Genomic DNA, 23,578 nt, shown 5'->3' on the forward strand with positions numbered 1-23,578 from the left:
TCCGTCCGCGCTGGGTCGTGCGAACGGCGCCCGGATCGACTGTGGGGCTCTCAGCCTCCCGGCCGCCGCTCCGCCATCAGGCGGGCCACGTCGGCGAGGGTGCGGGTGTCCAGCAGTTCGTAGTCGTGGACCTCCATGCCGAACCGCTCGTTCAGTACGGTGGCGAGTTCCTGCACCGCCAGGGAGTCCAGCCCGACCTCGTCGCGGGTGGCGGTGGGCACGACGTCCTTCTCGCGTACGTGCAGGTCGCTGACCAGGATGTCCTTGAGTACGTCGTACACGGCTGGCTCTTCCCTCGCTGTCCTCACCCGACCGGAAGCCGCGGGCTCGCGGCCTTCACGCACCACGAGCCGCCTTCAGGGCCAGGGCCACCTCGACGATGAGGTCCTCCTGGCCCGCCACGGCCTGTCTCTTGCCCAGTTCGAAGAAGACGTCGCGCGGATCGACGTCCTCACGCCGTGAGATGTCCAGGACCCGGGTCTTGAACCCGGAGAACACTCCGGCCAGACCGCTGACGACACTCACCGAGTCGATGGTGGGCGGGGCCGGCATGAGCTCGCGCTCGGCGAGGTCGGCCGCGTCCAGGAGCCCGTACAGGTCGATCCCGGTCGGGAAGCCCATCCGTTCCAGCACGGGCACCAGGACCTCCAGCTGGGTGTTCCCCGCGCCCGCCCCGAAGCCCCGGGCACAGGCGTCCAGGATGTCCGCGCCCGCTTCCACCGCGGCGATCGAGTTCGCGACCGCCATGCCGAGGTTGTTGTGGGCGTGGAACATCACCGGTACCTCGACGGCTTCGCGCATGGCGCCGACGCGCTCCGTGACATCGGCCGGCAGGTAGTGGCCCGAGGAGTCCATGATGCCGACCGCGGTCGCACCGAACTCCACCAGCCGGGCGCATTCGCTCGCCAGCCGTTCGGGAGTCGCCATGTGGCTCATCAGGAGAACGGCCTGGGCCTCGACCCCTTGCTCGCGGAGAAAGCCCAGATGCCGTTCGGCGAGGTCGCCTTCGGTGCAGTGCGTGCCGATCCGCACCACGTCCGCCTGATGGGTGATGGCCCGTTCGAGGTCTGCGGTGGTGCCCCATCCCGGCAGCATGAAGACGGCCATCTTGCTGTCGCGCAGGGCCTCCCGCACGACGGACAGCATCTCGTCGTCGCCGAGCCGGGCCTGCCCGACCTGGAGGGAGGACGCTCCCAGACCGTTGCCGTGCCCCACCTCGACCACCGGAACGCCGGCGGCGTCCGCCGCCCGGGCGTAGGACCGCAGTTGGTCGCGGTCCAGCTGGTGACGGACGGCGTGATGCCCGTCGCGCAGGGACGCGTCGTGGATGAGAACCGGCTTTCCGGCACCGCCGGGAGAGGATGCCGCGCTCATGACGTCTCCGTTCCGATGCCCGCCAGGCCGAGCGCCGCACACTGTTCGGCGACATGAACCGCGGCGGAGTTGATGATGTCGAGGTTGCCGGCGTACAGGGGGATGCGGCCGCCGGACGACGTGACCTCCGCGGCGACGAACACCTTGTTCTCCTCCACGACGCACGCGGTGATCCGGTATCCCTTGGCGAAGGCGCGCACCTGATCGGCCGCTGCCGCCACGGCCGCGTTCACCGACTCCGTGCCGAACCCCTCCCCGAGCATCGACATGGCGACGCGGAAGGTGGCCGGCGGCCTGGCCGGGCTGATGTTGAGGATCGCCTTGACGTCCTTGACGCCGGTGAAGTCGCGTACCGCGTCCTGCGTGGTCTCGATGTACTCGTCGAGATTGAGCCGGGTGGAACGCCCGACACTCGGACTCGCGGCCGTCGTGACGACTTCGACGCAGTCGACCCTGTGACCCTGCGTGATCGCGTGCAGGATCGGTATCGAGGCCTGGCCACCACAGCTGATCATGTTGATGTCGTCGCTGCCCAGGACTTCCGCCCCGTTCACGCTCGGAATCACCATCCGCCCCACCTTGCTCGGCGTCAGGTCCACGAGCTTCGTGCCCGACAGACTCAGGCGTTCCGCGTGCTCGGCATGGGCCATCGCGTTGGTCGCGTCGAACACGATGCCGAACGGCTGCGGAGCGTCCAGGAGCGACTCGATGCCGCGCGTGCCGATGGGAAGACCGAGGTCGGCCGCCTGCCGCAAGCCGGGCGTCTTTTCGTCGCGTCCCACCACCAGGCCGCAGTCGAGGAACTCCGAACGCATGATCTTCTCGGCCAGATCGACTCCGATGAGGCCGGCGCCGAGGACGGCCACGGGCAGGCGCCCGTTTCTCTTCATGGCTGCTTCTCCCTTCCCTGTCCAGAGGTTCACCTTGGGCGTCGGTGGTCTACTCGTCGCCCACGTGCAGAGTGACGGTGCCCAGCCGGTCGAACTCGGCCACGAAGCTGTCCCCGGGACTCATCGCGACCGCGGCATGGAGGGCACCCGTCATGATCAGCTGGCCCGCTTCGAGCGTCACACCGTGCTCGCCGAGGACATTCGCCAGCCAGGCGACCACCGCCGCCGGATCCCCCAGGGCGGCGGCACCCGCTCCGGTCGCCACGAGTGCGCCGTTGCGGGAGAAGGCCATGCCGATGAGGCGCACATCGCAGTCATCGGGCAGTGCGACCGGCGGGCCGAGCACCACCGCGCCGTTCGACGCGAGGTCGGCGACCGTGTCCGCGAGCCGGATCCTCCAGTCCTCGATCCGGGAATCGACGATCTCGAGCCCCGCCATGACGTCGGAGATCGCCTCGCGCGCCGCGGCCACGGTGACACCGGGCCCCTTCAGAGGCGCTCCGAGCCGGAAGACGATCTCCGCCTCGACCTTGGGCGCGATGAACGCCCCGCTCGGCGTGGTGGCCCCGTTCTCGTACACGGTCGAGCTCAGCACCGGTCCGTAGTCCGGGGTGCTGACACCGAGCATCTCCTGCATCGGGACGGAGGTGAGTCCCGCCTTGTATCCGACGACGCTGTCGCCGGCGGCCGTGAGCATCCCGACCAGTTCGCGCTGGATGGCGTATCCGTCCTGCATGTCCAGCGCCGGATGCTCGTCGGTGAAGGGAGGGATGGGGCAGCCCGTCGCGCGTGCCTCGTAAAGTGCCTTGGCCTTGATCCTGGCGTCGTCCACCGAGATGTTCACTCTGCTCCTGTCAGAACACATCGCACCTGCCACACGGGCCCGTCGGTCACCTGTACGCGAGCGTCTCCTGTTCCGACGCGTCGCCGTCACCCATGAACGCCGGCCCGTCTCTGACGGACTGCCACCGGCACCTGGGGAACACGAGGTCCATGACGTGCGGACCGAATCACTGGGATCAGCAGAGCGGATCCGGGCGAGGGGAGCACGGCCGCGAAGCCCGGGGCTCGGTGCCCTGCCCCCTCGTTTCGCGTCTCACCGTAGCCACGAAGTCCGCGCCGCAGAAGGTTCCACCCATGCCCACGAGTCCGGCAATTGGCCACATTCACCACTCTGTCCCCCACGTAAACGGCATCAAGCGATGCGATCCCCACGTCAAACGTGAGCTTCGCCACTCCTGGTTTCTCATGTTCGCCACCTGTGCCTGGAAATGCGCCACGGCGCCGCACGGCCTAACGGACCGCGCGCCAGGCGCTGTTCATCGGGTCGGTCTCCTGCAGCCCGGCAGCCAGCCGTTCCCACTCCCTGGCGTAGTGACTCACCACTTCGGTGAGGGCGCTGGCGCAGTGCGGTGGGACGGAGGCCAGCAGCTGCTCGCCCGCCGCCAGCCCGTGGGCCTGGCCGTTGAGCCAGCGCAGCAGAGCGCGGCCGCTGTCCGTGAAGCGGATCGACGGATCGTTGGACAGCACGTCCATGGCCCGCACCCGAATGCGCGCGGTGCCCCGCGAGGAGGGCTCCGCCGGGGGCGGGAGCGAGGTCAGGCCGGAGCACCGCTGGGACGCCGCGACCACGAGCGAGGCGAGGTACGCGGAGTCCTCGCGCACGGGCGCCGCCGCCGGCGCCCGATCCTCCGAGTCGGGGACGGCGGTGCCGGACCGCAGTTCCTGCCGTAGGCGGTGTGCGGTACTGACGGAGACACCGGCCTCCTGGGCCACTTCGCGGAGGGTCGCGCGGGGCCGCTCCGCCAGCAAGGACCGGGCTTTCTCCCGCCGTTCCGGCATGTCGGCCGGGCGCACCCGGCCGTCGCGGCCCACGCGCGGGATCGAGGGGTTCGACTGAGGAGATTCCTCAGTCGAACGTTTCCCCCGTACGGCCCCTACGGTCTTCGGCGACACCCCTGTGACGGCGGCGATGGCCCGGTCGGACCAGTGGGGATGGGTCGCGAGGATGCGCAGGACCGCCGCCTTGCGGTCCCCGAGTGTCAGGGGAAGGCCATGGCTGATGTTGGCCTGTACCGACCGGATGAACAGGTCGGCCGACGGGCCGTCGACGTAGTGGACCGTGATGCGGCGTTCGCCGCGCAGGACCGCGGCCCGCAGCCGGTGCATGCCGTCGACCACGCGTCGCGTGTCCTGGTGGACGAGGATCGGTTCGAACGCGGTCCCGCTCTCCGCCAGTGCCTGCGCATGGCCCTCGTTCAGGCCCTGCAGACGCGGCGAGTCCGCCGGCAGCAGGGATTCGACCGGCACTGTGTGCGTCGTCGACTGCGATTCGTCAGACAACTGTTCCACCCCTTCTGCTTGCGGTACCCCTGCGGCGTGTGTACAGGCGAACGCAACGGCCGGCCCGCACGTCTCGAAGAGCGTGGGGCCGGCTCGGGACCGGGTCGGCTCCGGCACTCGCGTCGCCTGCCCCGGCCTCACGCCGTGTCGACTGCCGCCGTCTCGGGGACGAACCCCCGATAGGTGGTGTACGAGAACGGGCTCAACAGCAACGGAACGTGCAGGTCGCTCGGGTCACCTGGATAGTGGAGCGAGACGATGACCTCCGTGTACAGGCTGTCGACCGCCCGTTCGGCGAAGTACTCACCGGTGTCGAACACCAGCCGGTAGGACCCGTACGGCAGGGCCTGGCCGCACACCGAGCCGATCTTCCCCGCGCTGTCGGTCCGCGACCGGGCCACGGCCGGCCATGAGCCGTCCTCCCGGGCGTGCAGGGTGACGGCCAGATCCGCGACCGGGCGACCATTGGTGGAATCGATGACCCGCACCGAGATGCTCAAGTCAGCCCCAGATGGTGTCGTCCGCGGTGTAGACGCCCGCGAATCCGGCCAGGGTACAAAGCAGAGCCAACATATCGATCTCCCATGCGGAAACTCGTGACCCGGAGGTCCGGGTGGACATCTCCAGTTCTAGTGAGTTCCGTTTTCGTCCTCCTACCGGAACGCTAAGTACTCGCTAAGCGTCCGTTGTCGGAGGTCGACTGCGGTGACCGCCGGTCGGCGAGGGGCGCGAGGAAGGGATCGCCTTCGCCCGCGGCTGCCTCGTCGAAGTCGGCGGCACGGGATGACCGGGGTGGGGTCGCCTGTCGTCGTTCATCGTTCGCGTGCCACGGCTACTGGCTGACGGCGCACACCGCGTAGCCGTGTGGGGCGATCACGATGGGGATCTCCTGGTCCGTCTCCCACTCGGCGAACACGACCGAGATGTGACTGTAGAACGGCCGCATCCCGAGCGTCGTGAAATACCGGTCGGTTTCCAGGATCAGCCGGAGGGGGCCGGGCGTGTCCTCCGGCAGGGAAGGGCGGTCCAGCCGGCCGTCGCTGCCGGTCAGCCCGTGCCACACGGTCTGCCACTCGTCCAGGCGAGGTCGTTCGATACGGATCAGCAGCCCGTCGACGGGCCGCCCATTGGTTCCATCAGAGACACACACTCCGAGTTTCACGTAACACCGGCCTCATCGATTGCATCCTTTGTGGGACGGAACACCGGATGCGTCCCGTCTGCGAACATCTGCCCCGTCGCTATCGCGACGGTTCGTTCTTTCCTTCCCACCGTCCGGCATCCGATGTCCGGGCGGAGTTTCCCGCCGCGGCGGGAATGATGTCACGCGGCCGGGAGATATGCGGAAGTTCCGTTCCCGGCAGGCCGGTTCCGGTCCTTGGGCCCTGCTGCCGGGCACGGGGACGGCGGCGGTGCGGTCCGCCGCCGATCGCCCCGTGGCCCTGGCATCAGCCCGAGCTCGCCTGTGCGTAGGCAGCGGCCGCGGCCGCGTCGTCGGATGCCGCGCAGACGTCGCTCATCAGGCGCAGCGTCTGTTTCTGCCATCTGACGGCCTGCATCCGGTCGAAGATGTCCAGTGCCGCGGTGATGTGCTCCTTGGCGCGCTCGTAGCTGCCCTTGTCCGCGGCCACCTCGCCGAGCGAGAGCTGGATCCGTCCGATGGCAAGAGTCTCGTGGGCATGGGAGGCGATCACCATGGCCTGTTCCAGCATCTCGTAGGCCGCGCTGTGACTCCCCTGACGCGACCGGACGATGGCCAGACCGCGGAGCGCGTAGCACTCGCCCACCGGGTCGCCGACCGAACGCACGGTCTCGAGCGCCCGGGTGAACACGTACTCGGCCTCGGTCACTTCGTCGATCTGCAGATGCGCCTCGCCCAGGCGGACCAGGATCTGCGCGCGCACCCGCCGGTTGCCCGACCGCTCCACCGCGGCCAGCCCGGCCGCCATCGTCTGTTTCCCCTCCGCGATCAGACCGCGATCCAGGTGGATCTGTGCCATGTTGCTCAGCACGTGTGCCTCGGCGGTCGAGTCGTTGACCTCGGAGAGCATGACGAGCGCCTGCTCGTAGCCCTCCATCGCCTCGTCGAGGCGGCCCTGGATGCGGTCGACGAACGCGAGGTTGCGCAGGGCCAGCGCGGTGCCGTGCACATCGCCGACCTGACGGAACAGCTCACAGCCGAGCCCCAGCCGGCGTCGCGCCTCGTCCAGCTTGTACTCGAACATGTGCAGGGTGCCGAGCGAGTACAGCATCGCTGCCTGACCACGCCGGTTGCCGTTGTGCCGAGTGACCTCGAGCGCGATCTCGTGTGTCGTGCGCCAGTCGTCGAAGTAGCCGTACATCTCGAAGAGCGTGACCAGCGTCAGCGCGAGATCCCAGCAGAGCTCGTCGAGACCCGCGCCCGCGGCCTGTCTGACCGCCGTGATCAGACTGGCCCGTTCGTCCTCGAACCATCCGAGCGGATCGGCGAGTTCGCGGTCGACGACCGACTGGTCGAGGGCCAGGCGCGGCGCCTCTCCGTGGATCAGCGTGTGGTCCCCGCCGTACGCCCGCCGATGCGCCTCCTCGACCAGGAGCAACCACGTGCTCAGTACGCGGCCGAGCACGACCGATCTCTCGGCGGTGCTCTCGTGCTCGGCCAGGCACTCCTGGGAGTAGACCCGGACCAGGTCGTGCAGGCGATATCGGGGGCGGTGGCCCTTCACGACCTCGACGTCGACGAGCTGGGCGTCCACGAGGAACTCCAGGGTGTCCTCGGCCTCCGCCACGGCGACGTCGAGCAAGGGAGCCGCGACCCAGCTGGAGAACTCCGCGGCCTCCAGCATGGACAGGCGCCGGAAGAGGCGCTGCGCGTCGGCGGGCAGGCTCTGATAGGCCATGGCCAGGCCGGCCCGTACGCCGACCCCCCCGTGGGTCAGTTCGTCCAGGCGCTGGCGTTCGTCACGAAGCCTGGCCACCATCTTGCTCAGGGGCCAGTGCGGCCGGGCGGCCAGCCGCGCCGCCACGATCCGCAGCGCGAGCGCGAGGTTGCCGCACAGCTGTATCAGCTGCAGGGCGCCGGACAGTTCACTGTGGATCCGCTCGGCACCGAGGATCCGGCTGAGCAGTTGCAGGGCCTGTTCGGTGGTGAACACGTCGATCTGGACGGAGCTGGCGCCCTCCAGGCCGGCCAGCCGGGACCGGCTCGTGATCAGGACCGGGCAGTTGGACGATCCGGGGAGCAGCCAGCGCACCTGTTCCTCGTCGATCGCGTCGTCGAGAACGATCAGCATGCGCCGGTCGGCGACGAGGTTCCGGAAGAGTTCCGCCCGTTCCTCGATGGTCGACGGGACTGCCGAGCCCGGAATTCCCAGGCTGCGCAGGAAGCGTTCGAGGATGCGTGTCGGCAGGATCGGCTGGGCGGACGGTCCTCGTAGTTTCACGAACATCTGGCCGTCGGGGAATCGTTTCGCCAGGGAGTGTCCCAGGTGCACCGCGAGGGTGGTCTTGCCGACGCCTCCCTTGCCGGTGATCGAGACGATCCGCAGGGCGTACGACGTCTCCGTGGCGTCTTCCAGCATCGCTTCGAGGCGGGCGAGCAGGTCGTCGCGTCCGGCGAAATCGGCGATCGCGCCGGGGAGCAGGCGGGGCACCGCGGGTGGTTCGACGCCCGTCGCGGCAGCCGGCGGCGCTGCTGGTGCCGGTGCTGCCGGTGCCGGTGCCGGTTCCGGTGACGCCGCGGGTGTTGTGGGCATGGCCGGTACGGCCTGCACCGCGGGCGGCGCGCTCACCGGCGGACAGTCCAGTCGGCCGGACAGGATCGATTCCTGCAGTCGGCGGAGCTCCTCCCCCGGCTCGATGCCGAGTTCGTCGATCAGCTCGCGCCGGCCACGCCGGTAGACCTCGAGCGCCTCGGCCTGGCGGCCCGACCGGGACAGGGCCACCATGAGCTGGGCGCGGAGGCGTTCACGCAGGGGATTCTGCATGACCAGGTCGATCAGCCGCGCCACGAGCTGCTGGTGCAGGCCGAGGGCCAGCCGCGCGTCCGCCCACTGCTCCACGACGGCGAGCCGCTGCTCGTCCAGCCGCGCGGCCGGAGCCTGAAGCGCCATGCTGGGGGTGCCACCGCCGAAACACGAGGACCCGCGCCAGAGCCCGAGCGCGGTCTCGAAGGCGGATGCCGCCTCGTCGAAGCGGCCGGCCTCGGCGGCGGTACGTCCGGCCGACGCGGCCCGCTCGAAGACATGCAGATCCAGCTCGTCATCCCCGACTTCGGCGAGGTATCCGGGTGACCTGGTCTGGATGACGTCGGGCAGCCCGACTTTCGCCATGCTGGCGCGGACGATGGAGACACAGATCTGGATCTGGGCGCGCGCCGTGGGCGGCGGGGACACGCCCCAGACCGCGTCGACGAGGTGACCCATCGGAACGATCCGATTGGGCTCCAGCAGCAGAACCGCCAAAACGATTCGCTGGCGCTCGGCGGTGATCAGCGCTGGGCCACCGGGGCCGACCACTTCCAACGGCCCGAGTAATCGAAAGCGCATGACCGTCCTTCACATCCCCGCCATAGTTTCCGCCGGTCAGCTACGCACCAACGTCATATCTACCTAACCCGATCGGGTCTGTCCAGTGAGCGGTGTTGCTCAAGTGGCAGGGGGTTCCGGGGCGGGATGCAGGGTGGGGAGTCGGGGTCAGGCACGCGGTCCGGGCACCGTGGTCACCGCCGTCGCGCTGCGGTGAGGTCCCCCATCGCCGGTCCGCCCAGCAGGGACGGCAGGTCCGCGCGCCGGCTGATGCGGAGCTTTCGGTACGTGCGGGTCAGGTGCTGCTCGACCGTGCTGACCGTGACGTGCAGACCCTCGGCTATCTCCCGGTTGGAACAGCCGACCGCGGCCATCGCGGCCACGCGGCGCTCCGCCTCGGTGAGCCCGTCGCCGCCGGCGTCCGGTGTCGGCAGCGCGGTGGTGCTCTCCACCACCAGGCCCCGGACCAGTGCCTCGGCGTGGCAGTCGGCGGCCACGATGACCGCGCGTCGCTCGGCCGCCGCGGCGCGCCGGAACTCGCCCAGGGTCCGGTACGCCCGGGCCAGGTCGGCGAAGGCCAGGGCGAGTTCGTACCGGTCGCCGTCGTCGGACTGCAGCAGTTCGGCCGCCTGGCGCAGCATCGTCGGCCGGTGCCCGGGAGCGCTGGCTCCGGCCAGGACCCGGGTCGCGGTGCCGCGGACCCGGTTCGGCATCACGCTGAACTTGGCCGACTGTTCCTCGAGTATCCGCTTGGCGTCGTCCGGGCGGCCCAGTCCCAGGTACACCTCGGCGACGTCGGTGCGCCACGGGATCAGGCCAGGCGTGTCCATCCCCCATTGGCGCAGCGTGGCGCCGCACCGGAGGAGGTCCTCCAGGGCCATCTCCAGATGGCCGGTGGCAAGCCCGAACCGTGCCCGCGCGTATTGGTAGTGCATGCCGTAGCGGGTGGAGAACATCGCCTCCGGGACGCGGTGGTCCAGGTAGGTCTGTGCCTCGTCGTAGCGGCCCATCGCGGTGGTGGCCAGGATCAGGGTGCTCAGCGGGGCGCCGACGGTCACTCCCCAGCTGATCGCCGGCAGGGTGGCGAGCGCTTCGCTCGCGTGTCGCTGGGCGTCGGTGAGGTCACCTCGGCGCAGGGCGATCTCGGCCCGTACCGCGCCCAGCCTCGCCTGTCGGCTCGGCGTGTGCCGCGACCGCATCCGGTCCAGGAACAGATCGCACCAGGTCGTCGCATGCTCGGCTCGCCCGCTGTACGCGAGGGCGAGGAGGGCGCTTTCGACGGTCTCGGTGGACAACTCGTCCGGCCGGGTGCCGTGGAGCACCCGCTGTGCCACGTTGACGGCCTCCTGATGGGGCCCGTCGCTGACGACGGCGGCCAGCGCGGACACCGCCTGCAACCGGCGGTCGGCGCTCACCGAGTGCGTGGGCGGACGTCCGGCGCCTGACCGGGGGCCGAGCGCGGCCAGAAACGACGGGTAGGTGTGCCGCAGCCGGCGCCGGGTGATCTGCAGCTCGGTGGCTGCCTCGGGGTCGGTCACCTGACCGGCTCCGGCCAGGTGACCGAGGACCTCCTGGGCCTGGTCGAAGCGGCCGTGCCAGAGCAGTGCCCGGGCCAGTGTGAGCGCGTCGGCACCCCGCAGGCAGCCCTTGCGCATCGCCTCGACGAGTTCGCCGAGCCGGCCGCTGGACACCCCGGGGTTGATGCTCCACTCGGCCCGGATCAGGGCGGCGGTGATGCGTGCCCGCCGGAGCGAGTCCGCGCAGATCAGCCGGGCCAGCCGGAGGCAGTCCACCGCACGGACGGCGGCGCCGTCGCGCAGGGCGTGCGCGGCGGCGTCCTCCAGCGTCGGCAGTGCCCAGGGCTCCTCCAGCACGCTGCCGGCGGTCGGCGCACCGGAGTGGAGCAGGTGGCCGGCGACCACGGCGGTGCCGGCGCCTCGCTCGTGGGCGAGGACCGCCGCACGGGCGTGCAGCCGGGCGAGTTCGTCGGCGTCGATCGCGCCGACCACCGCGGCGCGGGCCGCCTCGTGGCGGAAGCCGTCCATGGTGAGCAGCCCGCCGGCGATCAGCGCGTGCACCGCCTCCGTGGTCCGGGCCGGGCTCAGGTCCACCAGACGGTCCAGGTTGTCCAGCTCGCCGAGCACCACGTAGCCGCTCAGCGCGCGGACCATGTCCGGGCAGCCGCGGCGCACGCAGGACAGTACGGCCTCGCGGTAGCGCGGACCCGCCTCGCCACCGCCCAGGTGGTCGCGGACCAGCGCCTCGACGAGCAGCGGGTTGCCTCCGCTGTAGGCGTGCCAGTCGGTGGACCGCTCTTCGGCGGTCACCTCGCCCAGGTGCTGGGCTATCAGCTGCCGGACGCCCGCCGGGGAGACCCGCGTCACCTCGACGCGGTGGCAGTTGGGCTGCCGCATCAGGTCGGCCCCGAAGCGGAAGTCGGTGTCGCACCCGTGCCCGCTGTGCGTGAACACGGCGAGCACCCGGGCACTGTTCAGCCGCCGTGCCAGGTACGCGAGGCACGTCAGTGAGGCCTGGTCGGCCTGCTCCACGTCGTCGACGGCGATGTACAGCGGGCAGCGTTCGGCCAGTTCCAGCAGAACGGTGCTGAGGCCGTGCACGATGCCGTCGTCCACCTGCTCGCCGGTGTCCTGGCACCGGGCGGCGCGTACGCCTTCCTCGATCAGCGCCGCGGCCCGCGCCCGGTCCTGGGCGTCCAGCGGCGCGTCGTCCACCAGCTGCCGCACGACGCCCAGGACCAGGTGCCGCTCGTCCCGGGATCCGAGCGCCGACAACGGAAGCATGCCCAGGCTCAGGGCGCGGTCGGCGAAGTCGTGCACGAGCACGCTCTTGCCCGCTGCCACCGCTCCGGAGACCAGCACGGCGCGTCCGTGTCCGGCCCGCGCCTGTTCGGCCAGCGCGGTCAGTAGCGCCAACGGTGCTTCGCGCTCCACCAGTTCCACCGCGAACTCCTCCCATGGGTCGGTGAGAAAGAGAGAAAGCCATTCCTCGGCCAGGCAGTAGGTCGCATACGTGTGCCGCGCCATCAGCGCATGTGTCTCCGCAGCGCGCCCTCGTCGATGGCCTGCGCGGTGGTCGTGATCTCGCCTCACGCCGTCACCACCCGCGGACCGGGCGTTCCGGTCGCCGACTCGACCCATGTTCGCCGCCCGGCTCATCGACCGGCTATCGGCGCGCTATCGGCGGCCACAGGCGCCGGCGTCCACCGCGATGCGGAACGAGAGAATCACGAGTGCGGGAATTCAATGCGGAACGGGCCCACGCGGAAGCCGCCAGGGATCACGCGACCTCATCGCGTGTTCCCTGGCGGCCTTGGGGCGGGCGCGTCAGTCGGCCTGGCGCATGGCGTCGACGAGGCTCTTGGGCCGCATGTCGACCCAGTGTTCGTTCACGTAGTCGAGGCACTCCTGCCGGCTCGCACTCGGCAGGGCGACGGTCCAGCCGGCCGGGACCTCCGCGAAATCCGGCCACAAAGAATACTGCTCCTCCGCATTGGTCAGAACGCGGTATGAGGCATTTTCATCCTCGAACGGATTGCTCATGAGTCAGGGCACCCCTTTATCGCTGCCGAATTACAGAGCCGCCCATATTCTGGCCGCGCCGCCACCTCTCGACAACCCCTATAACCCCTACGCCCCCGTGGCGACTATTCCGGCCGGCCGCGTGGTTCAGCGCACGCTCATCGTGGTGAGAACGGCGTCCACCGCGGCGACTGCCTTGTCCAGGTCGTCGAGCCCGATGGTCAGGGCCGGGCGGAAGCGTACGGCGCGTGCGCCGCCGGGCAGGAGGAGTACGCGGTGGCTGCGACGCAGGCGGTCCAGGGTCTCCTTGCGTCGTGCCGTGTCGGGCAGGTCGAACGCCCACATCAGGCCCAGGCCGCGCACGTTGCTCACCAGGGTCGGATGGGCGGCGGCCAGGTCGGCGAGCAGTCGGCCCAGGTGTTCGCCCTTGGTGTCGGCCGCCTCCATCAGGCCGTCCCGTTCGACGATCTCCAGGATCCGGGTGGCCCGCACCATGTCCGCGGTGTTGCCGCCCCAGGTGGACCCGAGCCGGTCCGGCACGGCCAGGGCGCCCTCGGGCACCTGGTCCACCCGGCCGCCCGCCATCAGGCCGCACACCTGCGTCTTCTTGCCGAAGGCCACCACGTCCGGTGCGAGTCCGAGCCGCTGGTACGTCCACGGCGCGCCGGACATGCCGCAGCCGGTCTGCACCTCGTCGAGGACGAACAGCACGTCGTACTCATGGCACAGGTCCTGCATGCGCAGCAGGAACTCCCTGCCGAGGTGCCGGTCGCCGCCGGCTCCCTGGATCGGTTCGGCGACGAAGCAGGCGATCCGGTCGCCGCGCTCGGCCAGGTGCCGTCGCGCGACCTCGACCGCGTCCCGTTCGGCGCCGGCCTCGGGCACCGGGACGCGCGGCCATGTCCACGCCGGGTACCGGGCGGTCACCGTCGGCGAGGTGTTCGTCAGGCTCAGCGTGTAGCCGCTGCGTCCGTGGAAGGCGCCCTCCATGTGCAGGACTTCGAGGGGCACGGTCGGGTCGCGTCGGGGTCGTTGCGCTCGCCAGTCGAAGGCCACCTTCAGCGCGTTCTCCACCGCCAGGGCGCCGCCGTCGATGAAGAACAGGTGCGGCAGCCTCGGGTCGCCGAGTACCCGGCTGAACGTCGCCGTGAACCGCGCGTACTGCGCGGTGTAGATGTCGGAGTTGGTCACCTTGTGCAGCGCGGCCCGGGTGAGTTCGGCGAGGAACGCCGGGTCGCCGGCCATGTCGGGGTGGTTCATGCCCAGGGGCAGTGAGCCGTAGAACGTGAGCAGGTCCAGGTACTCCTCGCCGCCGCGCGCGTCGACCAGCGTGCTGCCGCGGCTGCGGTCCAGGTCGAGTACGAGGTCCAGGCCGTCCATCAGGACGTGCCGGGACAGTTCCTCCAGGGCGTTGTCCGCCGTGATCTCCATGTCACACCTCGTCTTGCCGATAGCTCCGCAGATCCAGCTCGTTCAGGCTCGGCAGCACCGCGTCGGCACCGGCCAGGCCGGGCGCCCCGGCCGGCTCCCAGGGCACCGCCACGCAGCGTAGGCCTGCGGCCTGGGCGGCCCGGACCCCTCGCGGGGAGTCCTCGACGGCCAGCGCGTCGTCGGCACCCACCCCGGCGCGCTTCAGCGCGAGCAGGTACAGGTCCGGTTCCGGTTTGTGCCGGTCGGTGTCGTCGCCGGTGACGAGGAAGGCGAAGTGGTGCCGCAGCCCGAGCCGCCGCAGGTGCTCCTCCACCCAGGCGGCCGGGCTGCTGGACACGATCGCCGCGCCCTCGGCGGTGCGCAGCAGCCGGTCCACGCCGGGCCGGGCCGGGGCGGCGGCGCACCGGGCGGTGCGCCGCCGCCGCTGCCAGGCCCACTCGCCGTCCTCGACCGGCCGGCCCAGCCGGTCGGCCAGGTCGGCCAGTGCGACCCGGGCGCCGGCCGAGTTGCCGAGCATCCCGGCGCGTACCTCATCGCTCAGGGGCACCCCGAGCCGGTCGTACAGGTCCTGCCAGGCCAGCAGCGCGGCCCGTTCGGTGTCGCACACGACACCGTCGAAGTCGAGCAGCAGGAACGGCGGCTCGGACATCAGTGGTTCACCGTGCCTCGGTCGACGGCGGTGAGCCGGGCGCAGTACCGGGCGAGGGAGTCGGTCCAGTGGGGCATCGCGTGGACGAAGGCGGCCGCGCGGGTGCTGTCCAGGCGTGAGTCGCGCGGCCGGCCGCCGACGAAGCCGGCGTCGTCCATGGACATCGGCACGGGGTGAGCGGTGCCGAGGCGTTCGGCGAGTGCCATGCCCACCTGGTACCAGCTCGCCCGGCCCCGGTTGGCGATGTGCAGCAGGCCGCGGACGGCCAGGGCGCCGGGCAGCAGCCGTACCAGCGCGGACGCCAGGTCGGGGATGTAGGTCGGGCTGCTGAACTGGTCGTCGATCAGTCGCGGGCGGCCGCCGTCGAGGAACTCGTGGACGGCGGCGAGCACCTGGTCCAGGCGGGGGTCGGTACCGCCGTACAGCCAGGACGTGCGGACCACGAGGTGGTCGGGCACGGCCTCGACGATCCGCTCGCCGGCGAGTTTGCTCAGGCCGTACACGCTGACCGGGGCGGGTATGTCGTCCTCGTTGTACCCGGCCGGACCGGGTGCCCGGCCGTCGAACACGTAGTCGCTGGAGATGTAGATCAGCCGGCTGCCGTGCCGTCGGCAGGCCTCCGCGACGTGATGGGTGCCGCCGACGTTGACCCGCAGGGCGAGCGCCGGGTCCCGTTCGCAGGAGTCCACGACCGCGTTCGCGGCGGTGTGCACCACCACGTCGGGCTTGAAGTCGGCGATCGAGTCCCGGACGGCCGTCTCGTCGCCGATGTCGAAGTCGGAGAGGGACACCCCGAGGACGGGCCAGTCGGCGGTTTCGGGCCGCGTCGCGAGCTCCTGGCGCAGCGCGGTGCCCAGCATCCCGTCCGCGCCGGTGAGGTAGACGCGCATCACAGGTGTCCGAACTCGGCGATCAGTTCGGCGACCGAGAGGCCGGAGCTGATCTTCTCGCGGATCACCCGCTCCCTGTCGATGTTCATCCTCGTGTGCGCGAGGACGGTCTCGGCCTCGCCCTGCGGCACGACCGCGATGCCGTTCTCGTCGGCGACGACGATGTCCCCGGGGTTGATCACCTGGCCGTCGATCACCACCGGCACGTTGACCTGGACCGGCTCGGTGCGGTCGTGCACGGCGGTCGGGGAGGGCCTCGGGACGGTGCTGCGGTACCAGACCGGGAAGTCCAGGTCGCGGATCTCGTCGACGTCGCGGATGGCGCCGTCGACGATGCCGGCGGCCAGACCGATCTGCCGCGACAGGGTGGACATCAGCCCGCCCCACATCGCGGTGCGGGTGGTGCCGTGGCAGGCCACCACGACCACGTCACCGGGCTGCGCCCGGGCCAGCACCGGCATGCAGTCGACCAGGTCGTCGATCGACAGATTGACGGTGAGCGCCGGTCCGGCGATCTTGTGGTGGTGCTTCACCGGCAGCAGCCCGCCGATCGCGCCGACCCGCCGGCGTGCGTCGGTGACCAGGCAGCTCGGGCTGTACTCGGCGAGTACCGCGCGGAAGCCCTCGACGATCTCCTCGGGCGGCCGGTTCAGCTCGTTGCGGACAGTTTCCACGGTGTCTCTCCCGTCGGTCGGGTGGTGCGGGTGGCGTCCAGGACGTCCCCGCCGATCAGCTGTGCCAGGTGCGCCGCGTCCATGCCGTGTGCGGCGAGCACTTCCGCGTCGGTGCCGCAGCGCGGTACGTCGGTGAGGCCGATGCCGCGGAAGGCGACCCCGTCCCCCGCGCCCGTCTCAAGGAGTTGCCGGGCGATCAGGTCGGCCTGACCACCACTGCCGAACTGGTGCTCGACCACGAAGACGTGCCGGACGCCGGTCAGCAGCTCGCCCAGCCACACCGGGTCGACCCGGTTGTGCCAGGGCAGGTCCACCACGGTCAGCTCGACGCCCTGTGCGGCGAGCAGGTCGGCGGCGGCGAGCAGTTGCGCGAGGACCACCGGGCCGGCGCCGAACACGACGGCTCGGCCGCCGGTACGCAGGACCTGTCCCTGGCCGACCACGAGGGGCGCGGGCGGCAGATCCACCAGGTCGGCGGGGACCGGCTGGCTGGACAGCCGCAGGTAGACGCTGTCCGCGGTGGATCGGCAGTAGCTCAGGGCGGCGGCCAACTGGGCGGGGTGGGACGGTTCCAGGATGGTCAGGCCGGGGACGGCGCACAGCGCCGACACGTCGCGGACCGCCTGGTGCGAGTGTCCGGGCCCGGCGGGCAACAGCCCGGCGAGCGAGCCGACATAGACCACCGGCCGCCGCTCGGTGGCGTTGTTGTAGATGTGCTCGTTGGGTCGTGCGTGCAGGAAGCAGGAGAACGAGTGCACGAACGGCCGCAGACCGCCCGCGGCCAGTCCGCCCGCCATCGAGACCATGTCCTGCTCGGCGATGCCGCATTCGACGAAACGGTCCGGGTGGGCCTCGCGGAACGGGATCAGGCCGGTGTCGAGCACCAGGTCGCCGTCCAGCGCCACGATCCGCTGATCGTCGTGTGCCGCCTCGGTGAGCAGGCGGCCGTACAGCTCGGGCAGCCGTACCCCGCCCGGCTTCACGGGCAGGTCCAGCGTGCGCTCGACCGGCCGGAGGGCCGGCAGGTCGCGCCTGCGGAGTATCTCGTCGGCGGTGTCGACCAGTTCCTTGTACGCGGAGCCGTAGTCCTCCGGGCTCGGCGCGCCGCTGTGGTGGCGGTAGCGCCATTCGCCGGGTGCCATCGAGGTCGCGGCGAACGTGGGGCATCCGCCGCCCTTCACCGTGTCCGCGATGATCACCACGGGCTGCTCCGGGTGGTCCGCGGCGCGGCGGGTGAACGCCTGCTGGAGCTGCCGGGGGTCGTGCCCGTCGCAGCGCAGCACGCCCCAGCCCGCGGCGGTGAACTTGCCCGCCAGGTCACCGAGATCGCTGACGTCGGTGACGAACGTGTCGGACTGCATGCGGTTGTGGTCGACGACCACCGTCAGCTCGCCCATCCCGTACCGCGCGGCGCTGGGCAGCGCCTCCCAGTTCTGGCCCTCCTGGAGCTCGCCGTCGCCGGTCATCACCACCACCCGGGAGACCCGGCCGGCCAGGCGATGGGCGAGGATCAGGCCCTTCGCCTTGGAGATGCCCATGCCCAGGGAACCGGTGTTGAAGGGCATTCCGGGGGTGCCGACGTCAGGGTGCCCGGGCAGGCCGTCGATCCGCCGCAGCCGGTGCAGGAGGTCCTCGTCCAGATGTCCGAGCGCGATCATCGCGGCGTACAGTCCGGGCGCGTCGTGTCCCTTCGACGAGAAGTACACGTCGCCGTCCGCTTCGAACGGCCGGTGGAGCTCCTCCAGCAACAGCCAGCTGACCACGTCGGCGGCGCTGAAGCTGGAACCGATGTGTCCCGACCCGGCACGCGCGATCATGTAGAGGGTGTTGATCCGGGACATCGCCGCGAAGGCGACGGCCCTTTCGTACGGATCGTCGACGTGGCCCAGTACCCGCTCGAACTCGGTACGCGGTATCCAGGCCAAGGACCTGTCCATGCAATCTCCTCGGGGATGGGTCGGGGTCACCAGCAGCTGAACCCGCCGTCCACGGCGAGTTCGGTGCCGGTGACGTAGCGGCTCAGGTCGGACGCGAGGAACAGCAGCGGTCCGGTCAGATCCTCGGCGCGGGCCATCCGCCGCAGCGGCACGCGGGCGTCGAACTTCTCGCGGAACACGGGGTCCTGCGCGCCCAGCACACCGCCCGGCGACAAGGTGTTGACCCGTACCCCGGCCGGACCCCACAGCGCCGCGAGGTACCGCGACAGCGCGGCGACGCCGGCCTTGGACATGCCGTACGCGGGCGGTTTCAGGAACGGCGGGTCCACCGGCAGGTGCTCGTACATCCGCGGGTCGGGGGCGAGGCCGCCGTACATCGAGCCGATGTTGACGATGGAGCCGCCGCCGTGCCGGACCATCCTCGACCCGAACACCTGGCACATCCGCAGCGTCCCCTGGGCGTTGACCGCGAGGACGCCGCCGGACACCTCGTCCGGGATGTCCTCGAAGCGCCAGCCGGTGCCGTCGGCCGACGGAGGACTGTCGACACCGGCGTTGTTGACGAGAACGGTCGGCTCGCCGGCCAGTTCGAGACAGTCGTCGAGCGCGCGGCGCAGGCTTTCGGTGTCGGTGACGTCCGCGACCAGCGTGGTGAACCTCTTCGGGTCATGCCGGTCGAGCACCGCCCGCAGGTCCGGCCCGCGGGCGTCCCGGACATCCAGGCCCACCACGTCGGCACCGGCGCCCAGCATGGCGTCCACCCACACCGCGCCGAGCTTTCCGCACACGCCGGTCACGACGGCGACCGAGCCGGTCAGGTCAATCGCGGCCGGCATCGCCGTCCACCAGGTCGTCCAGGGTGATGTCGGCGTCGGTCGCGAGCGGCCGGCCGAGGCGGCGGCCCACCACGTCGGCGAGCCGGTCGGGCGTCAGCCCGTCGCCCGGCGACTTGATCGCCACGTCCTCCAGGGTGAGGCGGTGCCCGGCCGGCAGGTCCCGGTGGGCGACGAGCTTCTTGCCCATCTTGCTCATCGCGGGGCGTTCGCCGTCCAGGACCTCCTTGTCCCGGCTGCCCAGCGAGCGCCGCACCCGGCGCAGGCCGTCGACCAGTTCGGCGATGTCCGCCTGCTCCATGGAGAACTTGTGGTCGCTGCCGGGCCGGGTGCGGTCGAGGGTGACGTGCTTCTCCACCACCCGGGCGCCGAGCGCGTACGCGGTCCAGGCGGCCTGCGGGCCGAGGTCGTGCCCGGAGAAGCCGACCACCGTGTCCGGGAACTCGGCCCGGTACGTGGCGAGCACCGCCAGGTTCAACTCCTCCGGCTCGGCCGGGTACATCGCCGTGCACTGCAGCAGGGCGAGGTCCGGGTTGATCGGCAGGATGGTGCCGCAGGCGCGCCGCACGGACTCCATGTCGGCGCCGCCGGTGCTCACGACCAGCGGCTTGCCGACCTTCGCCGCGTAGGCGAGCAGCGGTGTGTTCCTGATGTCCCCGGACGCGATCTTGATCGCCGGCACGCCGAGCTCGGCCAGGAAGTCCACGCTGGCGAAGTCGAAGGCGGTCGCGAAGAAGTCCACGCCGAGTTCGGCCGACAGCTGCTGGAGATGGGTGTACTCGTGGGTGCCGAACTCCAGGAACTCGCGGTGGGCTCCGTACGTCGGGCCGAAGCTGTTGCGTCCGGGGTACGGGGAGTCGAACATCGCCTTGGTGTAGAGCAGGCGGTTGTCCCGCTTCTGCAGCTTGACCGCGCTGGCTCCGGCCGCGGCCGCCTGGCGTACCAGCTCCTCCGCCTTGCCCAGGTCGCCCTCGTGATTGTGGCCGATCTCCGCGATCACATAGGCGTCGGTGTCATCAGAGATGGTCCGATCGTTTACCGTCAGCGCTCTCATCGTGCTCAGGTCCTTTCCAGAAGATCGGTAACCAGCGAAGCGAACCGGTCCAGACCGAGATCGATCTCCTCCGGCGTGAGCGAGCTGCAGGACAGACGCAGCTGCCGCTGTCCGCCCCCCGCCGCGTAGAAGTGGTGCATCGGCGTCCAGATGACCTTGTGCCGCTCGGCCGAGTAGGCGAGCAGGTCGTCGTCGGCGACGAAGGGCACCGTGACGACCAGGAAGAATCCGCCGTCGGGTCGGTTCCAGGTGACCGGCGATGTTGTCGGGAAGCGCGCGGCGAGGCCGTCGAGCAGGTGTCGCAGCCGTTGTCCGTACCGCGCGGTGGCGTCCCGGTTCGCCTCGCGCAGCGCGAAGCCGCTCTCCAGCAGCTTGCCGCCGATGACCGCCTGCGCGATCGGCGGGGTGTTGACCGTGATCATGCTCTTGATCTTCGATAGCTCGTCGGCGAGGGTGCCGAGGACCTCTCCGTCCCGGACGACCGGCTGATCCGCCACCACGAACCCGATCCGGGCGCCGGGCAGGGCGGTCTTGGCGTACGAGCCGAGGTAGACGACCCGATGTCCGGTGTCCAGCGACTTGAGCGTCGGTTTCGGGGGCGCGCCGTCGCCGAAGAAGCCGTACGGATTGTCCTCGATGATCAGGATGTCCAGCTCCGCGGCCAGGTCGAGCAGCCGGCGCCGGCTCGGTACGTCGAGGCTGAGCCCGGTCGGATTGGCGAAGTCGGGCACGAGGTAGCAGGCGCGGGGCCGCAGACCGGCCTCGCGTGCGCCCCGCACCTTGGCCGCCAGGTCGCCCAGGTCGATGCCGCTGGTGCCGCTGTCGACCGGTACGACCGGCATGTCGACCAGACGGGCCGCGCCGGTGATGCCGACGTAGGCCGGTTCGGTGGCCAGGAGGACGTCGCCGTCGCCGGCGCGCAGTGCGCGCAGCGCCAGGACCATGGCCTCCTGGCAGCCGACGGTCACCAGGATCGACTCGGGGTCGACGTGGATGTTCTCGTCGGTCGCGAGGTTCCGGGCCACCAGGTCCTGGATCACGCCTTTGGTTCTGCCGTACTGGTAGAGCCGGTTGCGGGCCGTTTCCGCGCCTCGGGCCGTGCCGTCGGTGACGTGTTCGGTCCAGGTACGCAGGTACCGGTGGACGTCCTCGATCGAGAACCCGCCCGGGTCCGGCCGTCCTGGCGCGAAGGAGACCGCGTCCGGGTACCGGTCGGACACCTCGTTCAGCAGGTTCATCGACAACAGCGCCGGATCGGACAGCGACCCGTGCAGGTCGCCCAGGTCCAGCACCGTCCCGGGCCGTGCCGTCGAGGTGCGAGAGGACTCGGTCATGACTCCTCCCGTCCGTACGCTCCGGACCCCCACCGCACGCCCAGCCACCCGGCCGCGGCCACGTTCGGCGCCCCGGCGAGGGCCATCGACACCTCGAGTTCCGAGCGCAGCAGCTCCAGCACGCCGGTCACTCCCTGCTCCCCGCCGGAGGCCAGTCCCCACAGGACCGGCCGGCCGAGCAGCACCCCGGACGCGCCGAGGGCCAGTGCGCGCAGGACGTCGGTGCCGCTGCGCACGCCGCTGTCGAGCAGCACCTCGCAGGCGTCGCCGACCTCGTCCCGGATCGCGGGCAGGGCCAGGAGGCTGGGCACGGCGCCGTCCAGTTGGCGGCCTCCGTGGTTGGACACCACCAGGCCGTCGACGCCGAGGTCCACCGCGCGCCGCGCGTCCGCCGGGTCGAGAACTCCCTTGAGCACCAACGGCAAGCGCGTCCGTCGCCGCACCCGGTCCACGTCGGACCAGGACAGTGTGGGGTCGATCACCGAGGCCGCGTGCCCGCCGACGCTCTGTCCTCCGCCGCGTTGGCCGTCGGCCAGGTTCACCGGTGCGGCGTGCGCCGGCACGGCGAACCCGTTGCGCAGATCGCGCAGCCGGCGGCCCATGAACGGAACGTCCACGGTGAGGATCAGGGCGCGGGCGCCGAGCCGCTCGGCCTCGCCGATCAGCCACTCGGTGCGGGCCCGGTCGCGCAGCCAGTACAGCTGGAGGAACAGGTCACCGCCGGCCGAGGCCAGCTCGTCGAGCGGGCAGCTGGCCAGGGTCGCCGCCGTGAAGGGGACGCCCGCCGCGGCCGCCGCGCGGGACACCGCCGGTTCGCCGTCCGGGTGCACCAGCGAGTGGAACGCCATCGGTGCCACGGCGACGGGCATCGACGCCGGCACCCCCAGCAGGGTGGTCCTGGTGTCGGCGGTGTCGACCCCGGACAGGACGCGCGGGACCAGGTGACACCGGTCGAACGCGCTGCGGTTGGCGTTCAGCGTCGACTCGCCACCGCTTCCGCCGGCCACGAAGTCGTAGACCTCGGGCGCCAGTACGGCGCGGGCACGGTCCTCGACATCGGCGAGGGTGAGCGGATCCGTCGCCAGGACGGCCGATCCGCTCGTCACGCCAGGTCCTGTCGCTCGACCGCCTCGTACAGCTTGCGGATGTTGTTGCTGCCGAAGGTGGTCGCGCCCCGGCGTTCGATGATCTCCATGAAGTGGGTGCGGCGCGGGTGCTCGGACCGGGTGAAGATCTGGAACAGCTCACCGTCGTGGTCCCGGTCGGCGAGCACGCTGTACTTGCGCAGCTCCGCCACCGGATGGGCGGACGACCCGAGCCGCTCCTCGAGGTCCTCGTAGTAGGACTCGGGCGTGGCCAGGAACCGTACGCCGGCGGTGCCGAGATCGGCGACCGCGTCCACGATGTCCGGTACCGCGAAGGCCAGGTGCTGCACACCGCCGCCGCCGTGCTTCCTCAGGAAGTCGTCGATCTGGCCCGGGACGGCACCGCTCATGGGCTGCAGCAGCGTCAGCGTCACCCGCCCGCACGGACTCTGCACCACCTTGGACTGCATGGCCTGCGCGCCGACGTGGATGTCCTCCTCGAACACCACCTGCCAGCCCAGCGTCCGCTCGTAGGACTCGACGGTCCGGTCCAGTTCGCCGGTCTCCAGGCAGACCGCGATGTGGTCGACGCACAGCAGGTGACGCTTCGCCGGTCCCGTGGTCGTCGCCGTGGTCCCTGTGGTCTCCTCGGTGCGCACCGGTGCGATGCCGGGCAGCGACCAGGGTTCACCGGCCGGCCGGCTCACGAAGGTGTGCGTGACATCGCCGAAGGCGTCGAGCACCGTGTGGTCCGGCGCTTCCACCCGCAGGGCGATGTCGCTCACACCGTCGCCGTGCCGGGCGACGAACCGGGTGGCCGGATGGTCGTCGGTGCGGCCCTCCAGCAGCACCAGGACGACGTCCCGCTGGCGCACGGCCACGGCGGTGAACTCCGGGGTGTCCCCCTCGGCGATCACCTCGAAGCCGTAGCGGTCGACGAACTCGGCCGCCCGGGAGCGGGCGTCATCGACGGAGAGTGTGATGTGGTCGATCCCGGCGTCGACAGCGTGCTGATTTCTGGTCTGGGGTGCGGACGACAC

The 23,578-nt window shown here is 70.8% G+C and carries 20 protein-coding genes; all 20 read right to left on the reverse strand.

The window, feature by feature from the left end; translation table 11 throughout:
• Positions 1–50: 50 nt before the first annotated feature.
• Entirely contained in the window at positions 51–281 is a 231-nt protein-coding gene (locus tag ACIBG6_RS08005; protein WP_317592256.1) for an acyl carrier protein, read from the reverse strand.
• A gap of 55 nt (positions 282–336) precedes the next feature.
• The gene (dmpG, locus tag ACIBG6_RS08010) at positions 337–1,374 is read right to left on the reverse strand and encodes a 4-hydroxy-2-oxovalerate aldolase (RefSeq protein WP_399221715.1); all 1,038 of its coding nucleotides are present in this window, start codon (positions 1,372–1,374) and stop codon (positions 337–339) included.
• Positions 1,371–2,264, reverse strand: a complete 894-nt coding sequence (locus ACIBG6_RS08015) for an acetaldehyde dehydrogenase (acetylating) (protein ID WP_399221716.1) — start codon at positions 2,262–2,264, stop codon at positions 1,371–1,373. The genes dmpG and ACIBG6_RS08015 overlap by 4 nt, the downstream gene beginning before the upstream one ends.
• 49 nt (positions 2,265–2,313) lie before the next feature.
• Complete coding sequence (locus ACIBG6_RS08020) at positions 2,314–3,108, reverse strand: 2-keto-4-pentenoate hydratase (RefSeq protein ID WP_399221717.1); 795 nt, start codon at positions 3,106–3,108, stop codon at positions 2,314–2,316.
• 449 nt (positions 3,109–3,557) lie between these two features.
• Positions 3,558–4,607, reverse strand: coding sequence for a helix-turn-helix domain-containing protein (locus tag ACIBG6_RS08025; RefSeq protein ID WP_399221718.1), 1,050 nt, complete (start codon positions 4,605–4,607; stop codon positions 3,558–3,560).
• A 137-nt stretch (positions 4,608–4,744) separates the two neighbouring features.
• Entirely contained in the window at positions 4,745–5,107 is a 363-nt protein-coding gene (gene uraH / locus ACIBG6_RS08030) for a hydroxyisourate hydrolase (RefSeq protein ID WP_399221719.1), read from the reverse strand.
• Between the two features lie 332 nt (positions 5,108–5,439).
• Positions 5,440–5,769, reverse strand: a complete 330-nt coding sequence (locus ACIBG6_RS08035) for a hydroxyisourate hydrolase (RefSeq protein WP_399221720.1) — start codon at positions 5,767–5,769, stop codon at positions 5,440–5,442.
• A 286-nt stretch (positions 5,770–6,055) separates the two neighbouring features.
• A complete protein-coding gene (locus ACIBG6_RS08040) occupies positions 6,056–9,010 on the reverse strand; it encodes an AfsR/SARP family transcriptional regulator (protein WP_399221721.1) in 2,955 nt (984 codons plus the stop codon).
• A gap of 296 nt (positions 9,011–9,306) precedes the next feature.
• Positions 9,307–12,156, reverse strand: a complete 2,850-nt coding sequence (locus tag ACIBG6_RS08045; RefSeq protein WP_399221722.1) for an AAA family ATPase — start codon at positions 12,154–12,156, stop codon at positions 9,307–9,309.
• Between the two features lie 300 nt (positions 12,157–12,456).
• Positions 12,457–12,672, reverse strand: a complete 216-nt coding sequence (locus ACIBG6_RS08050; protein ID WP_399221723.1) for an MbtH family protein — start codon at positions 12,670–12,672, stop codon at positions 12,457–12,459.
• Between the two features lie 126 nt (positions 12,673–12,798).
• A complete protein-coding gene (lat, locus tag ACIBG6_RS08055; RefSeq protein WP_399221724.1) occupies positions 12,799–14,082 on the reverse strand; it encodes an L-lysine 6-transaminase in 1,284 nt (427 codons plus the stop codon).
• Between the two features lies 1 nt (position 14,083).
• Positions 14,084–14,731, reverse strand: coding sequence for an HAD family hydrolase (locus tag ACIBG6_RS08060; RefSeq protein ID WP_399221725.1), 648 nt, complete (start codon positions 14,729–14,731; stop codon positions 14,084–14,086).
• Positions 14,731–15,621 (reverse strand): dTDP-4-dehydrorhamnose reductase, encoded by an 891-nt coding sequence (gene rfbD / locus ACIBG6_RS08065; RefSeq protein WP_399221726.1) that lies wholly within the window; start codon positions 15,619–15,621, stop codon positions 14,731–14,733. The genes ACIBG6_RS08060 and rfbD overlap by 1 nt, the downstream gene beginning before the upstream one ends.
• Entirely contained in the window at positions 15,621–16,295 is a 675-nt protein-coding gene (locus ACIBG6_RS08070; protein ID WP_399221727.1) for an RraA family protein, read from the reverse strand. The genes rfbD and ACIBG6_RS08070 overlap by 1 nt, the downstream gene beginning before the upstream one ends.
• Entirely contained in the window at positions 16,271–18,232 is a 1,962-nt protein-coding gene (locus ACIBG6_RS08075; RefSeq protein ID WP_399221728.1) for a transketolase C-terminal domain-containing protein, read from the reverse strand. Before ACIBG6_RS08075 ends, ACIBG6_RS08070 begins: the two co-directional genes overlap by 25 nt.
• Before the next feature lie 26 nt (positions 18,233–18,258).
• On the reverse strand, positions 18,259–19,068 hold the full coding sequence (locus ACIBG6_RS08080; protein WP_399221729.1) for an SDR family oxidoreductase: 810 nt from the start codon (positions 19,066–19,068) through the stop codon (positions 18,259–18,261).
• Positions 19,052–20,119, reverse strand: a complete 1,068-nt coding sequence (locus tag ACIBG6_RS08085; protein WP_399221730.1) for an N-acetylneuraminate synthase family protein — start codon at positions 20,117–20,119, stop codon at positions 19,052–19,054. Before ACIBG6_RS08085 ends, ACIBG6_RS08080 begins: the two co-directional genes overlap by 17 nt.
• Before the next feature lie 5 nt (positions 20,120–20,124).
• Positions 20,125–21,453 (reverse strand): PLP-dependent aminotransferase family protein, encoded by a 1,329-nt coding sequence (locus ACIBG6_RS08090; protein WP_399221731.1) that lies wholly within the window; start codon positions 21,451–21,453, stop codon positions 20,125–20,127.
• Positions 21,450–22,559, reverse strand: coding sequence for an alpha-hydroxy acid oxidase (locus tag ACIBG6_RS08095; protein WP_399221732.1), 1,110 nt, complete (start codon positions 22,557–22,559; stop codon positions 21,450–21,452). The genes ACIBG6_RS08090 and ACIBG6_RS08095 overlap by 4 nt, the downstream gene beginning before the upstream one ends.
• Positions 22,556–23,578: a VOC family protein gene (locus ACIBG6_RS08100; RefSeq protein ID WP_399221733.1), complete on the reverse strand. Its 1,023-nt coding sequence runs from the start codon at positions 23,576–23,578 to the stop codon at positions 22,556–22,558. Before ACIBG6_RS08100 ends, ACIBG6_RS08095 begins: the two co-directional genes overlap by 4 nt.

The sequence above is a fragment of the Streptomyces sp. NPDC050842 genome, from assembly GCF_044456565.1.
Taxonomy (GTDB): Bacteria; Actinomycetota; Actinomycetes; order Streptomycetales; family Streptomycetaceae; genus Streptomyces.

What these genes read in the sequence shown, in the direction of transcription:
- dmpG (WP_399221715.1), bottom strand. Translation starts at nt 1,374, where the DNA reads ATGAGCGCGGCATCCTCTCCCGGCGGTGCCGGAAAGCCGGTTCTCATC.
- ACIBG6_RS08015 (WP_399221716.1), bottom strand. Translation starts at nt 2,264, where the DNA reads ATGAAGAGAAACGGGCGCCTGCCCGTGGCCGTCCTCGGCGCCGGCCTC.
- ACIBG6_RS08040 (WP_399221721.1), bottom strand. Translation starts at nt 9,010, where the DNA reads ATGGGTCACCTCGTCGACGCGGTCTGGGGCGTGTCCCCGCCGCCCACG.
- ACIBG6_RS08045 (WP_399221722.1), bottom strand. Translation starts at nt 12,156, where the DNA reads ATGGCGCGGCACACGTATGCGACCTACTGCCTGGCCGAGGAATGGCTT.
- ACIBG6_RS08050 (WP_399221723.1), bottom strand. Translation starts at nt 12,672, where the DNA reads ATGAGCAATCCGTTCGAGGATGAAAATGCCTCATACCGCGTTCTGACC.
- lat (WP_399221724.1), bottom strand. Translation starts at nt 14,082, where the DNA reads ATGGAGATCACGGCGGACAACGCCCTGGAGGAACTGTCCCGGCACGTC.
- ACIBG6_RS08060 (WP_399221725.1), bottom strand. Translation starts at nt 14,731, where the DNA reads ATGTCCGAGCCGCCGTTCCTGCTGCTCGACTTCGACGGTGTCGTGTGC.
- rfbD (WP_399221726.1), bottom strand. Translation starts at nt 15,621, where the DNA reads ATGCGCGTCTACCTCACCGGCGCGGACGGGATGCTGGGCACCGCGCTG.
- ACIBG6_RS08075 (WP_399221728.1), bottom strand. Translation starts at nt 18,232, where the DNA reads ATGGACAGGTCCTTGGCCTGGATACCGCGTACCGAGTTCGAGCGGGTA.
- ACIBG6_RS08080 (WP_399221729.1), bottom strand. Translation starts at nt 19,068, where the DNA reads ATGCCGGCCGCGATTGACCTGACCGGCTCGGTCGCCGTCGTGACCGGC.
- ACIBG6_RS08085 (WP_399221730.1), bottom strand. Translation starts at nt 20,119, where the DNA reads ATGAGAGCGCTGACGGTAAACGATCGGACCATCTCTGATGACACCGAC.
- ACIBG6_RS08090 (WP_399221731.1), bottom strand. Translation starts at nt 21,453, where the DNA reads ATGACCGAGTCCTCTCGCACCTCGACGGCACGGCCCGGGACGGTGCTG.